Genomic DNA, 12734 nt, shown 5'->3' on the forward strand with positions numbered 1-12734 from the left:
GATCAGAAGCGGTCGGCCAGCGCCATGCCGGGATCGCTGAACGAGGGACGGCCGGTCTCGACATGTCCGGCGACGCGCCGGTAGAAGCTGTCGTCGGTGTCGCTGGTGACGACGAAGTCGTACCACAGGCCGGATTTGCGCAAATGCCAGTAGAGCTCGCCGTGGCGGCCGGGCGCAGACACCTTGACGGTCCACGACGTCGATGGGCCGCCATGGCTCGGTCCGGGGAAGAAGGTCGGTGCGCCAAAGCCGAAGCCGGGAGCATCGAAGTCGGGCGCCGACCGGAAGCCCGGCACCACGCCAAAACCCACCGGATGGAAGCCCGGGCGCGGACCGAAGCCGGGACATTGCGGCTCCAGCGCGGCCGAGACCGAGGCGGTGACGGCCTGCAACGGGCCATAGATCTCGTTGGACTTCACCGTAAAGCTCACGCGGGCATGACCGTCGTTGCGCAGCTGCATGTGCAGGCCGCCCTCGAAGACATTGTAGCCGACGAAGATCTCCGGGTTGGCGGCATTCGACGGCCTGACCTTGTCGAGGTCGCCCTTGAAATGACGATGGAAGCCGTTCGGGCCGAGCACCCAGAGGTCATACAGGCCATCGCTGCCGACGCTCCATTCATCGTCGATCATCTTGCCGGCCTCGACGGTGTAGCGGCGCGGAATGAGATCGAGATGCTGCTTGTCGTAGACGTGGAACACGGCGCCGGCAAAGCCGGTGTTGGCGAACAACAGCTTCACCTTGCCCGCGGCGGCGTCGACCTTCGCGGTGGCGTGCAGGATATAGGGCAGCGGGCGCGAATAGCGCGCGCCGCTCTCCTGGAACAGCGGCTGCGGCGTCGCGGGCGCAACCGGCGCCGGCAACGTCTTCTGGTGCGCGTCCGAGGCCTGCCAGTTGCTCTGGTCGGGCAACTCCGGGAAGCGCGGATCGTTCGGGCTGGCGAAATCGAACGCCGAGGTGAGATCGCCGGAGACGGCGCGGTGCCAGGGGCTGATGGCGTCGACCTTGATCGCAAAGCGCTTCTCGAGGAAACGACCGATCGAGGTGTGGTCGAACACCTGCGAGTTGACCCAGCCGCCCTTGCTCCAGGGTGAAACGACGTACATCGGCACCCGCGCGGAGAGGCCCCAGGGACGGATGTTGCCGCTGATGGTGTCGGTCGCAGTCAGCACGTTGCCGACGGTGTTGGAGAAATACTCGCCGTCGAGCGGCAAGGTCGCCTTGCCCATCAGCTTGCCGTTGATGTCGTAGGACGGCACTGCGGGCGCCGGCAGATGATCGAAGAAGCCGTCATTCTCGTCGAAGGTCAGAAAGAAGACGGTCTGGCTCCAGACCTCGGGATTGGCGGTCAGGGCTTCCAGCACCTGGTCGGTGAAATTGCCGGCGCGGGTCGGGCTGCCGCCGCCGGGATGCTCGGAGTTGGCCTGGGTCGGCAGGATCCACGACACCTGCGGCAAGGTGCCGGCCATCACGTCGGCCTTCAGCCGGTCGAGATAATCCGGGCCGCCGGTCAGGCCGTGCACGTAGTTCGCATCGCCCGGCTGGGCATGACGGAAGCTGGAGAACGCCAGGCAGCCGTGCATCGCGCCGGTCCAGTTGTCGTTCATGTCCTGATAGATGTGCCAGCTGACGCCGGCCTTGTTCAGCAGATCGGGCAGCGTGTCCCAGGCGAAGTCGCTGCCGACATATTTGTAGGTCGCCTGTGGCTGCGCCTGACCCGCGACCCAATTGTGCGGGTTCGGCCAGCAGCGCAGGTTGTTGGGCTCGGAATCGTTGGTGGTGGAGTTGATGCCCTGCGCGCGCAGCGCCGGATTGAAGTTGGAGCCCGACCAGAACACGATGCGGTTGGGATCGGTGCCGGTGGTGATCGAGGCGTGGTAGGCGTCGCAGATCGTGAACGCCTCGGCGAGCGCGAACTGGAACGGAATGTCGTCGCGGCCGAAATAGCCCATCGCATAGGGCGTCTTGTACTTCGCCCAATAGCCCATCTTGCCCTGATTCCACGCCGCCTGGCTGTCGCCGAAGGAGTGCGGCGTGCCGTAGCCGACCAGCGCGTTCGAGGTCGTGGAGTCGCGGTGATAGGGCGGAATCTCGCGGCTGCCGTCGGACTGGAACCAGACCGGCTTGCCGCTCTCCAGCGGGATCGGGAAGCGGTCGCCGAAGCCGCGGACGCCGCGCAGCGTGCCGAAGTAGTGATCGAAGGAGCGGTTCTCCTGCATCAGGATGACGATGTGCTTGACGTCCTGAATGGTGCCGGTCCGGCGCCGTGCCGGAATGGCCAGCGCCTGGCGGATGCTGGCGAAGGCAGCCGCCGCCGTGGCGCCTGCCAAGAAATCGCGACGTGTTGTCATGCTGATACGACCTTTTGAAATCTTGAAGAACGTATTCAGGGTTGGCGGGGCGAGCCCGACCTGCTCCTGCGAACGTCCCTGGCGTATCAGCGCGACTTGACAGAGCTGTGAAATTTTTATTTACGAAATGAAACTGAATGAGATTTCCTCAGTATCGGGGCACAGCGTGACGGGATCGACCTTTCGTTCTGGGCCGGGCGTGAACGGCATCTTGTTTCGTATTCGGGAGCTGCAGAACGAGCTGCCGCCAAAGGCGCGGCAGATTGCGGAGCTGGTGGTCGCGCGGCCGGAGCCGTTCATCCACATGTCGATCACCGAGGTCGCGGAAGCCTGCGGCGTGAGCGAGGGGACGATCGTGTCGTTCTGCCGGCGGGTGGGAGTACGCGGCTTCCAGGAGCTCAAGATCATGCTGGCGCGGGACCTGATCGAGCCGGTCCGGCTGATCCAGGAGGACCTGCATCGCGGCGATGATCCGGCGACGGTCACCGACCACATCTTCGCCGCCCATGCCGCCTCGCTGCAGGAGACGCGGCGGCTGCTGTCGATGGACGCGCTGGCGCAGGCGGCCAGACTTTTGCGCGAGGCGCGGCGCGTCGAGATCTACGGCATCGGGAGTTCGGCGCCGATTGCGCAGGACCTGTCGTACCGGCTGCTGCAGCTCGGGCTGGCGGCCAATGCGATCGTCGATTCGCATGTCCAGGCGGTCAGCGCTGGGATGACCGGGCCCGACGTCGCGACCGTCACGGTGTCGCATTCGGGCAGCACGGTCGAGACGGTGCTGGCGACGCGGCTGGCGCAGGCGGCGGGCGCGCGGACCATCGGCATCACCCGGCTCGGCAAGTCGCCGCTGGCGGCGCATTGCGAGGTGCTGCTCTACACCGTCGCCAACGAGACGCGCTATCGCCCGGAGGCGATGAGCAGCCGTGTCGCGCAGCTCGCGATCATCGACACGCTGGTCAGCTGCTGCGCGCTGACCGACACCGAGCGCTCGGTCGACCGGCTGCAGCACGCGGCGCGCATCCTGTCCGAGAAGCGCTACTGAACTGCGCGGCCTCCGGTCAAAACAACGATGAGCCACGGGGATGATCTCCCGTGGCCGATCCATCCTCAATAGTCCTTCAGCAGCCGCTCGATGTAGTCGAGCTCGAGCTGCGGCCGCGACTGATCGCCGAGCCGGCGGCGCAGCTCCTCGAGGATGCGGCGGACGCGCTGCACGTCGATCTCGCCGGGAATCTTCTGCGAGAAATCGTCGATGTCGCGCCCCGGATGCATCGGACGTCCGAGCGGATCGGTCTGCTGCGCGCCCTGCTGGCGGCCGGCGCGCTGGCCGGGGCCGTCGCCGGGCTGGTCGCCGTCGCCCTGCTGCATCGCCTCGGCGAGGCTCTGTGCGCCCTTGCGCAGCGCGTCCAGCGCCTTGCCCTGCGATTCCACGGCGCCGTCGGCATTGTTGTCGCCGAGCTGACTGCCGGCATCGCCCATCGCGCTGTCGGCGTCGTCGAGCCCGTCGCCGGAATCGCCCTGGTCGCCTTGATCCCCCTGCTCGCCCTGCTGGCCGGGCTGCCCCTTCTGGCCTTTCTGACCCTTCTGTCCCTTTTCGCCCTGCTGGCCCATGCCACGCTTGGCGAGCTGGTCCTGCAACTGCTTCAGGCGGTCGCGCAGCGCCTGCTGGTCCTGCTGCAGGTCGCCCATGCCCTGGTCCTGGTCGCCCTGCTGCTTGTTGCGGTTGCGGCGCGAGTCCTGGCCCTGCTTGAAGGTCTTGTCGCGGAGCTGCTGCTGCTTGCGGATCATGTCGCCGAGCTCGTTGAGCGCCTGCTCCATGTCGTTGTCGCCGCCCTGGTTGGGCTGCGCCATCTGCAGGTTCTCCAGCATCTGCTGCAACTGCTCGAGCAGCTCGCGCGCGCCCTCCTTGTCGCCCTGCCGCGACAGCCGCTCCATGCGGTCGATCATGTTCTGCAGATCCTGCTGGCGCAGGATCTTGGTGTTCTGATCGAGCGGCCGCTGCGCCATCTGCGGGTTGTTGCGCAATTGCTCGGCGAGCTGGCGCATGTAGTTGTCCATCGCCTTGCGCAGGTCCTCGGCGAGCTTCTTGATCTCCTCGTCGCTGGCGCCGCGCTCCAGCGCCTGCTTCAGCGCGTCCTGGGCCGCGCGCAGCGCCTTGTCGACGTCGGAGATGTTGCCGTCCTCGATGGTGACCGCGAGCGCCCACAGGCTCGCCACCACCTCGCGCAGCGCATCGTCGGTGCGCGCCGCCTCGAGCTGGCGCGTCACCGAGCGCAGGCCGAGATACTGGCCGGGCTCGGGCGTGAACAGCTCCGGCGCGATCGCCAGCGCATCGAGCGCGGTGAACACGTCGCCGTTGCGGTTGCCGTCGAGCGCCAGCAGACGCCGCTGCTCGATCAGCGCCCTCGCCAGGGGCTTGGTGAACAGCCGCTCCGGCAGCCTGGTCTCGAACGGCTCGCTGGTGCCCTCGTTGCCGGCCTCGTCCTTGGCCGTCAGCGTGAGCGTGACGTCGGCGCCGGCGTACGGGTCCTCGCTGAGATCCTTGACGGTCTGGCCGACGCCGTTGCGGGTGCGTGCGTTCGGCAGCACCAGCGGAAACTCCGGCGGCTGGAACAGCGGCCGTACCGCAGGCGTGTCGGCAGTCTTGGCGTCCGGCTTGGTCTCCGTCGCACGCGCGGCCACCTTGGCGCGGGCTTCGGTGACGCCGTAATCATCCTCGAGCTTGTAGGACAGCTTCAGCGAGCCGCGCGCCTGCCGCTCGGGGTCCTTGGCCATGCTGATGACCGGCGGCTTGTCTGGCGTCGCCGCGAACACCCATTGCGGCTGCCCTGCGGGCGCGCGGACGTGAACGGTGCCGTCGGTCTTGATCGTGTAGTGCTTCTCGGTGGTGCCCTTCGGCGCGGCCTCGCCGACCGCGACCTCGCCGGGCGCCGCCTCGGCGACGCCGCCTGACGTGATGATGTCGAGATTGCCGCCGCTGGAACGCACGATCAGCGTCGAGCCCTGGGGCACCACGATCGGGCCGCTCGACGGCACCGCGCCTTCCTTGTTGGCGGCGGACAGGATGATCGGCGGCTTCGCCGTGTAGAGCGGCGGCTTGACCCAGGCATCGACGCGGACCGTGACCGGCGTCAGCACGCCGTTCCAGTCGAACGCCGAGGCCACGCGCAGTGCCCGCTCGTCGCCGGCCGCGATAGAGGTCGCGACCAGCAGCACGATCACCAGCGCGCGCACCGCCCAGGGGTCGTGCAGCGACAGCCGCGGCCGCGGCGTGCCGGCGCGGATGCGCTTGATCGAGGCCAAAGTGCGCTCGCGCTGCGCCTGCCACAGCGCGTGCGCGATCGGATCCTTGGTGGTCAGCGTGTCGGTGAGCGCGGTGGCGGGGCGATGGGCGATGCCCGAGCCGCGATCGAGCCGCGCCAGGCCCTCGTCGCGGGTCGGCCAGCGATATCCAAGCATCGGCACGGCGGCGCCGAGCAGGAGCAGCAGAAACAGCCCGACGCCGATCATGCGGACCGCGAACGGCAGGCCGAGCCAGAGGCCGGCCCAGGAGACGATCAGGAACAGACCGACCACCGTGAGCAGCCGGGCGAGATGCGGCCAGCCGCGCTCCCAGGCGATGGCGAGACGCGCCCGCTTCAGCGCCTGCGCCAGCTTCAGCCGCGCCAGGCCATCATGCGCAAGGCCATCGGGCGTGCTGCTTGCCGGCCCGGCCGGCTCGGGGGTGATGCCGCTCAACAATCTCTCCAGGTTGCCCGGATGTTCACCCTAGCACAAAGGCAGCCGTGAGGCACCCGCTCTGCGCGGGCTTTCCCGCCGCCGGCCGCGGTTCACACGGGAGTGTGACCGGCCGGGTTCCCGGAAAGCTACGGGGGCATCCAGACGACAGCGGGGCATCCCGACGACATCGACATCCGAGTGTGACGCCCGCCGCCCACCCCAAACTCCCGTCATTGCGAGCGCAGCGAAGCAATCCAGGGGCTGCGGGCGGGACTCTGGATTGCTTCGTCGCTGCGCTCCTCGCAATGACGTCGTGGCGAACGTCACGTTGCACATGATCAAACATCCCCGCGGAGAAACCATCGGCGAGACGAGCACCGTCGTTCTCGCGACGCGATCCGCGCCCGAGTGATGCCCGACATCTCACCCTCCTCGAACAGAGGGCGCAGGGAAGACCGGGCGCCGGCCGGCGCCCATGGTCCGCGTGCAACAAAAAGCACGCGGCAGAACCACAGGCTCAGCCGAGATCACCCGGCCTTCCCTGCGCGATGGTGTTACGACTTATACGCGCTCTTCCCGGGGACCGGCTTGTTGGCCCCGTCGCGGACGACACGTCATCGCCCACTTGGCATCAGCACCGGGATGCCAGAACCACGCGACTTCGTCGTCGCACCGGGATCGTTCGTCCGCGCGAGCAAGCCCACGCTGCGTCCCAATGCGCCCACCGCATCCCGCACCCGACGTCCGTGACGATCGCGAAGCGCCCCCTCAGCGGGACGGGATGCCGGAGAGTAGAGCATGATTTCGGATAAAGCGCAACAACGAAGATCGGGTGAAGCGCGATATTTTTCATCTGCTGTGAGCGGCTCGCCGTGTCCGTACCGAAGACGGCGATCGTCGAGATCGAACGCGGCGAGAGCCGTGCCGTTAGCCGAGATCGAGGCATGTCTCAACAGGCCACTTAACGCACTGTCGCCATATCAGGCGTCTATTGATGATTGGAGTAAGACACTGCCAATTCCTCTTCTGAGGGTGGATACACATCGTACCAATTATAAGCATAAACTTGCTCGCGTCGCTGATCCAGGCTCGGAGCTTCAATAGGAAAACCATGCCCAGGAGTTCCCCGCCCTTTATCAACAACAATAGACGTAAGAGGCGGGAGATCATTATCCATACAGTAGAATGCAATATGACCTAGAATCTGCGCCAAGACTCCGGCGGCCTCTTTCCCAAACATTAGAACAGATAGACCCTGATAAGTGGTAGTCTGCCTATTCTTTGCCATTCCAATCAGTATCTGCCACGCCTGAATGGCGCGAGCAGGGTGGGTCGCTTTCGGATTAAATTTCCGCATTGGCTTCTCCGGGAATAAATCGATCGTGGGAAATCTTCCAAAGAATAGGCATATTGATAGTACCGTGAAGCGTGATCGGCCACGCAAGAACCACCCCGCGCTGCCATGTAGCAAAGCGACAGAAATACCGTCACTCGTCGCGATCCCATCCAGCATAGTCTAGAGAAACTAACCTGCCGTTCAAGTAGCCCCAATCGCTCTCCTTATATTCAAACGGCTCTTTCGGCCCACCCGGCATGTAATCCCAGTCTGGAAAATCGCCGGAATCGAGACGTTTCTGTTGGTCTTCCGGCGTCAGAGGCACCGCCCGTCTCATGACATTGAACAGACCGTAGGGCGCCGCCCAAATTATCGGGCAAAGCATTTCACGCCGGATAGGCGTAGCCCGGTCCCATTCAATATATTCGCGCTGGTTCGCTGCGCGGCCTCTGTCCGATCTAGCGAACTTGAAAGCGAAGGAGCCAATGCAAAGCGTCCAGCGCATCGTGCCAGCGGTATACAATGCAACCATTGAAGGCACTGCGTTTCACGTCTTCGGCCGGAATAGCAGACCTGCCGCACTTTCCCAGGGCAGGACACGGCGCGCATAGCTTGCTCGAGTCTGCGGCGGCTCGCGCTCCTCCATTGCAACTATAGCTGCGCGGATAATGCGAGAATCCTCACCGGCCGCCTCGTTGAGCCACACAATCATCTTGCCATTACCAAGATGGTTGTAGGCCCATTTCGCATCGTCGACAGCGTTGTTTCGATCGTAGTAGCCCGGCGTGAGATACTCGCTCAACCAGGCGAGCCACTGGCTGCGGAAATTGACGTGACCAGTAGGCAGCGGCAGCTCATCGGAGAGTGGGGTTCGGGCCGACAAACCTTCGATTGCGGTCATCAACTGCGCTATCGTGTACAGCGATTTCATTCGGCTTCACCTCGACAGGGCTTCCCTGATAAGCCTCTTGCTCACCAAATTATTGTACTCAGCTCTCCAAAACTCGTCGCTCTACAGGCACAGCCCTCATCGCGATTGACGTGTGTGTGTATGTGTGTGGGGGCGTTACTCATCCAGGCGAGACATTTCCGGAAGCTTTTGTGGAGACAACTACTTCGTGCGGCAGGTTGGCTTCAACGATGCCGCCCGTCCACGCCATTCCGTGGTCGGCTCCGCGCCAGTGCTGTCCTCTTCCCTCTGCTCGAAGCAGAAAAGTAAAGGAAAAGCCTCCTTCCGTTGCTGCGTCTTCTCTAATGCAGCTTGCCACGGCGATGACAAGTCCGCCCACTTCAGAAGGAGAGTTCTTATTCGTCGGATGGAGATATATCCAGCCGCCGACGAGTTCTTGTGGGTCGTCGCGCTTGTGAAGCGCCCAACACTTAGAAGTGTAGACGCCCTTTTCGTTCTTTGAGTGGGTTAAATTGCGCAGTGAGATACCTTCACGACGGCAGATGATGTGAATAGCTTTCATCTTGCTCCCCCCTCGGCCGCTCAAATGAACTACCGTCTATCACAATCACTACGCGGGCATATTCATTGTGACTAGCGCTCAACCGCTGATGCAGCGCAGCATTATCGAAGCGCTTGCCGCCTTAGGGCCAAACCGGCGCCCCTTCCAGCCCCGCCGTCTCCGGCAGCCCGCACATCAGGTTCGCGTTCTGCACCGCCTGCCCGGCCGCGCCCTTGCCGAGATTGTCGACGACGCCGAGCGCGATCACGAGGTTGCGGTCGGGGTCGGCGGCGTAGCTGACGAAGGCGAGGTTGGAGCCGGTGGCCCATTTGGTCTGCGGCGGCTGGTCGGTGACGCGGACGAAGGCGCTGTCGGCATAGAAGCGGCGGGCGGCGTCGAGGCCCTGCGCTGGATTACGGTGACACTGCATAAAAATTGAGGCACGCGGGGGACGAGATCCGGAGCGCCGACGAGATCGAGAGCGCCGCAGTGTCAAACGTATCTCACGCGGACGCCAGTTGCGAGATGACGAGGTCGAGCAGCGCCCGCAGCCGGGCGAGCCGGCGCAGATCGCGGTGATAGCCGACATAGGTGTCCCGCCCCGGCGGCTGCTCGCCGATGTCGACGGGCCGCAGGCCCGGCGTCGCGTCGCCGAGCGGCCGGGGCAGCACGGCGAGCCCCGCGCCTTGCGCTGATAGCATGGCCTGAACGTCGCGGTTGTTGCTGCGCATCGCGACCTCGGCCTTCGGCAGTCGCTTCGCCAGCCAGCGCGCATCGGGCATGTCGGCGAAGGCCGTGTCCATGGTGACGACCCTGACCCCCTGGCCATCGCCCTCGACGGCCTGCGGGCCGTCGAGCGGGCCGTACACGGCATAGGGGATGTGCAGGAGCCGGCGCGAGATCACCTCCGGCTCGTCGAACGCGCGGATGCGAAACACGAGATCGGCCTCGCGGCGGGGAAGACTGTAGAGCCGCGCGTCGGTCAAGAGCTCGACACAGACGCGCGGGTGCAGCCGGCCGAATTCGGCCAGAACCGGCGTCAGCATCAGGCGGCCGAACCAATCCGACGACGAGATCCTGAGAAAACCGTCGAGCTGCGCCTGCGCGCCCGCCAGGCGCCGCTCGAACGCGAGCGCCTCCTCCTCCATCCGCTCGGCGTGGGCCAACACCGCCGTGCCCTCGTGAGTCAGCACGAAGCCTTCGGCCGTGCGCTGAAACAGCGTCTGGCTCACGGCCGCTTCGAGCGCCGCCAGGCGGCGTCCCATGGTCGGCTGCGACAGGCCGAGCCGGCGCGCGGCCGCGCCGAGCGTGCCCTCGCGCGCGATGGCGAGGAAGATCCGCAGGTCGCTCCACTCCATGCGAGGCCTTTCGACGACGGGGGCGACGGACACGAGACGCCCATTCAAAACTGAATGGATTACATACGAACTCGATGATGTCCATTCATGGCACGACGGCCGATGATGCCTCCATCACAACAGGAGGTCGCCATGACCATCTCGATGAAGGCTGCCATTCTCCACGAAACCGGCGCGCCGCTCCGCGTCACCGCGATCAGCCGCCCCGCGCCGGGACGCGGCGAGGTCCTCGTCCGCATCGCCGCGGCCGGCACCAACCCGCTCGATACCAAGATCCATGCCGGCCAGGCCGCGCATGCCAGGCAACCGGCTCCGGCCATCCTCGGCCTGGACATGGCCGGCACGGTCGAGGCCACGGGCGAAGGCGTCACCCGGTTTCGTCCGGGCGACGAGGTCTACGGCATGGTCGGCGGGGTCGGCGGCCACCCGGGAACGCTGGCCGAATATGTCAGCGCCGACGCGGATCTGCTCGCGGCCAAGCCGGCGAACCTCAGCATGCGCGAGGCGGCCGTCCTGCCGCTGGTGACGATCACGGCCTGGGAAGGTCTGGTCGATCGCGTCGGCATCCGGCCGGGACAGACGCTGCTCGTCCTGGGCGGCGCCGGCGGTGTCGGTCACATCGTCGTCCAGCTCGGCCTCGCCTTCGGCGCAACGGTTTTCGCAACGGGACGTCCAGAGAGCCGGCCGGTGATCGAGCGCCTGGGCGCTGTTTTCATCGACCGCAACGAACCGATCGCCGACGCCGTCGAGCGCATCACGGCGGGCCGCGGCTTCGACATCGTCTACGACACGGTCGGCGCGCTCGACACCGCCTTCGCCGCGGTCGCGCGGTTCGGCCATGTCACCTCGTCGCTGGGCTGGGGCACCCATCCGCTGGCGCCGCTGTCGTTCAAGGGCGGCACCTATTCCGGCGTCTTCACGCTGCTGCCGCTGCTCGACGGCAAGGGACGGCGGCATCACGGCGAGATCCTCGCCCAGGCCGCACAGCTGGTGGAAGCCGGCAAGCTCACGCCGCTGCTCGACCCACGCCGGTTCGCGCTCGAGGACGTCGGTGCGGCCTATGACGCGCTCAAGACGGGCGGCACCGGCAAGATCGCCATCGACATCGCGGCGGCATGAGCCGGCGCGACCCACGAGCCTCACACGGCGATCGAGCCGGGCTTCTTCCGGACCGACTTCATGGACGAATTACGGTGACGCTGCAGTTTTCTCGACCCGTTTCGGATGGATGTGAGGCGGACGGGCAGTTGACTGCACCACACCAGAATGACGAGACCGGACAGTGAGTGCGCCCAGACATCCGAAACTGCCAAGGCCTCCCACATCAATTCTGCTACGATCCGCCTCAACGACGAAATGGATTCAGCGGCCGACACATGGCGATGAACGAGCCTCGGTTGGGCTGCGGTGTTGTGATCGTTGATGGCGGGGCGATCCTGCTCGTCCAGCGCCTTCGCGACCCGGAGGCCGGCTGCTGGGGCCTGCCGGGCGGCAAGGTCGACTGGCTGGAGCCGGTGGAGGACGCCGTCAGGCGCGAGACGACAGAGGAGCTCAACATCACGCTTGGCGATCTCAGGCTGATCTGCGTTGTCGACCAGATCGACCGGCTGAGGGGCGAACATTGGGTTGCGCCGGTCTATCTCGCCTCGGGCTTCAAGGGTGAGCCGAGGCTGGCCGAGCCCGACAAGCACGCCGCGTTCGGCTGGTTCGCCTTGCACGAGCTTCCGAATCCACTCACGCTGGCAACGCAGCAGGCTGTGCGGGCCCTGCGCCGCGAGCGCTGAGTCGAGGAGTGCGCAACAGTGCCCTCAAGTCCTGGGTCCCGCTGCGTTGGCCTTTGATCGGGCGCACTGTCACCGTAGGCCATGCGCATGATCAGGCGAGCCAGGAGCATCATGGCCATGCCCATGTCGATCGCGCAGTTGGCGCTTAGGCGGAGGACGATCGCGGCGCCGATGCGTGCTCTGATCGGCCTGCTGAGCTGTGCCATGCTGCTCGCCTGGCCGGCGCGCGCGCCCGCGGCAGACGCCGGAGGTGACGCCGCCGTCGAAATTCGCAACGGACCGACGTTCGGCGAACTCGAACTTCGCGCTCATGGAACGGTCGAGCTCGCTTCCGAACTGATCGTCGAGGAGCAGCGCGCCGACGGCACCTTCGAGCGCGCTGGTGATCTCGATCGCGACTCGCTCAAGCTCGTGGCGTCGTGCGACCAACCGCCCGGTACATGCGTGAGGATCGACGAACGCGGTCTGCGACCGAAGCCGTGGACCGGCATGTCCTGTTCGGCCCAATGCGCCCGGGGCTGCGACAGGAACTTTCCGATGTACGGCCGCTTCCGCTTCGTGGTGAAGTCATGTGACGGCCGGACGAGGTTCGAGGGCCCGGTCTTCGAGCGGCCGTGGCCTCACCAATCCATCTCACCGCGTGGGCCGTACCGAAGGGCACCATAGCCGTAGTCCAATGGCGATAGCTTGCCTGACAGCCCGGACTCCCGCGCATCAATTGAAAATGAGGTCTC

The 12734-nt window shown here is 65.6% G+C and carries 11 protein-coding genes and 1 pseudogene; 4 read left to right on the forward strand and 8 right to left on the reverse strand.

The window, feature by feature from the left end; genetic code table 11:
• Positions 1 to 2 precede the first annotated feature (2 nt).
• Positions 3 to 2351, reverse strand: coding sequence for a phosphocholine-specific phospholipase C (locus tag ACQR0U_RS31585; RefSeq protein WP_434872385.1), 2349 nt, complete (start codon positions 2349 to 2351; stop codon positions 3 to 5).
• 211 nt (positions 2352 to 2562) lie between these two features.
• Between ACQR0U_RS31585 and ACQR0U_RS31590 the strand changes: the two genes are divergently transcribed.
• Positions 2563 to 3393, forward strand: a complete 831-nt coding sequence (locus ACQR0U_RS31590) for a MurR/RpiR family transcriptional regulator (protein WP_434872386.1) — start codon at positions 2563 to 2565, stop codon at positions 3391 to 3393.
• A gap of 65 nt (positions 3394 to 3458) precedes the next feature.
• On the opposite strand, the gene ACQR0U_RS31595 is transcribed toward ACQR0U_RS31590, so the two are convergent.
• The 7 genes and pseudogenes from ACQR0U_RS31595 to ACQR0U_RS31625 all read right to left on the reverse strand — a co-directional run bounded on the left by ACQR0U_RS31595 (position 3459) and on the right by ACQR0U_RS31625 (position 10216).
• On the reverse strand, positions 3459 to 6089 hold the full coding sequence (locus ACQR0U_RS31595) for a TIGR02302 family protein (RefSeq protein WP_434872387.1): 2631 nt from the start codon (positions 6087 to 6089) through the stop codon (positions 3459 to 3461).
• A 970-nt stretch (positions 6090 to 7059) separates the two neighbouring features.
• A complete protein-coding gene (locus ACQR0U_RS31600) occupies positions 7060 to 7428 on the reverse strand; it encodes a hypothetical protein (RefSeq protein ID WP_434843703.1) in 369 nt (122 codons plus the stop codon).
• A gap of 130 nt (positions 7429 to 7558) precedes the next feature.
• Positions 7559 to 7939 carry a hypothetical protein gene (locus ACQR0U_RS31605; RefSeq protein ID WP_434872388.1) on the reverse strand — a complete coding sequence of 127 codons (381 nt, stop codon included), beginning with the start codon at positions 7937 to 7939 and terminating at the stop codon, positions 7559 to 7561.
• A 15-nt stretch (positions 7940 to 7954) separates the two neighbouring features.
• The gene (locus tag ACQR0U_RS31610; RefSeq protein ID WP_434872389.1) at positions 7955 to 8338 is read right to left on the reverse strand and encodes a hypothetical protein; all 384 of its coding nucleotides are present in this window, start codon (positions 8336 to 8338) and stop codon (positions 7955 to 7957) included.
• A gap of 139 nt (positions 8339 to 8477) precedes the next feature.
• Entirely contained in the window at positions 8478 to 8879 is a 402-nt protein-coding gene (locus ACQR0U_RS31615) for a hypothetical protein (RefSeq protein ID WP_434843705.1), read from the reverse strand.
• A gap of 121 nt (positions 8880 to 9000) precedes the next feature.
• Positions 9001 to 9264 (reverse strand): annotated as a pseudogene (locus ACQR0U_RS31620) (N-acetyl-gamma-glutamyl-phosphate reductase); the annotation flags it as partial.
• A gap of 97 nt (positions 9265 to 9361) precedes the next feature.
• Positions 9362 to 10216: a LysR family transcriptional regulator gene (locus tag ACQR0U_RS31625; protein ID WP_434872390.1), complete on the reverse strand. Its 855-nt coding sequence runs from the start codon at positions 10214 to 10216 to the stop codon at positions 9362 to 9364.
• Positions 10217 to 10348: 132 nt separating this feature from the next.
• Between ACQR0U_RS31625 and ACQR0U_RS31630 the strand changes: the two genes are divergently transcribed.
• From ACQR0U_RS31630 to ACQR0U_RS31640, 3 genes are all read left to right on the forward strand, one after another.
• Complete coding sequence (locus ACQR0U_RS31630; RefSeq protein ID WP_434872391.1) at positions 10349 to 11335, forward strand: zinc-dependent alcohol dehydrogenase family protein; 987 nt, start codon at positions 10349 to 10351, stop codon at positions 11333 to 11335.
• A 278-nt stretch (positions 11336 to 11613) separates the two neighbouring features.
• Positions 11614 to 12000 (forward strand): NUDIX hydrolase, encoded by a 387-nt coding sequence (locus tag ACQR0U_RS31635; protein ID WP_316192054.1) that lies wholly within the window; start codon positions 11614 to 11616, stop codon positions 11998 to 12000.
• A 111-nt stretch (positions 12001 to 12111) separates the two neighbouring features.
• Positions 12112 to 12666, forward strand: a complete 555-nt coding sequence (locus ACQR0U_RS31640; protein WP_316204202.1) for a hypothetical protein — start codon at positions 12112 to 12114, stop codon at positions 12664 to 12666.
• Positions 12667 to 12734 lie beyond the last annotated feature (68 nt).

Origin of the sequence: Bradyrhizobium sp. HKCCYLRH3097 (assembly GCF_051167875.1) — a bacterium.
Taxonomy (GTDB): Bacteria; Pseudomonadota; Alphaproteobacteria; order Rhizobiales; family Xanthobacteraceae; genus Bradyrhizobium.

Excerpts from the sequence above, each read along its gene's own strand:
- ACQR0U_RS31585 (WP_434872385.1), bottom strand. The coding sequence starts at position 2,351 with ATGACAACACGTCGCGATTTCTTGGCAGGCGCCACGGCGGCGGCTGCC.
- ACQR0U_RS31600 (WP_434843703.1), bottom strand. The coding sequence starts at position 7,428 with ATGCGGAAATTTAATCCGAAAGCGACCCACCCTGCTCGCGCCATTCAG.
- ACQR0U_RS31605 (WP_434872388.1), bottom strand. The coding sequence starts at position 7,939 with ATGGTTGCATTGTATACCGCTGGCACGATGCGCTGGACGCTTTGCATT.
- ACQR0U_RS31610 (WP_434872389.1), bottom strand. The coding sequence starts at position 8,338 with ATGAAATCGCTGTACACGATAGCGCAGTTGATGACCGCAATCGAAGGT.
- ACQR0U_RS31615 (WP_434843705.1), bottom strand. The coding sequence starts at position 8,879 with ATGAAAGCTATTCACATCATCTGCCGTCGTGAAGGTATCTCACTGCGC.
- ACQR0U_RS31625 (WP_434872390.1), bottom strand. The coding sequence starts at position 10,216 with ATGGAGTGGAGCGACCTGCGGATCTTCCTCGCCATCGCGCGCGAGGGC.
- ACQR0U_RS31630 (WP_434872391.1), top strand. The coding sequence starts at position 10,349 with ATGACCATCTCGATGAAGGCTGCCATTCTCCACGAAACCGGCGCGCCG.
- ACQR0U_RS31640 (WP_316204202.1), top strand. The coding sequence starts at position 12,112 with ATGGCCATGCCCATGTCGATCGCGCAGTTGGCGCTTAGGCGGAGGACG.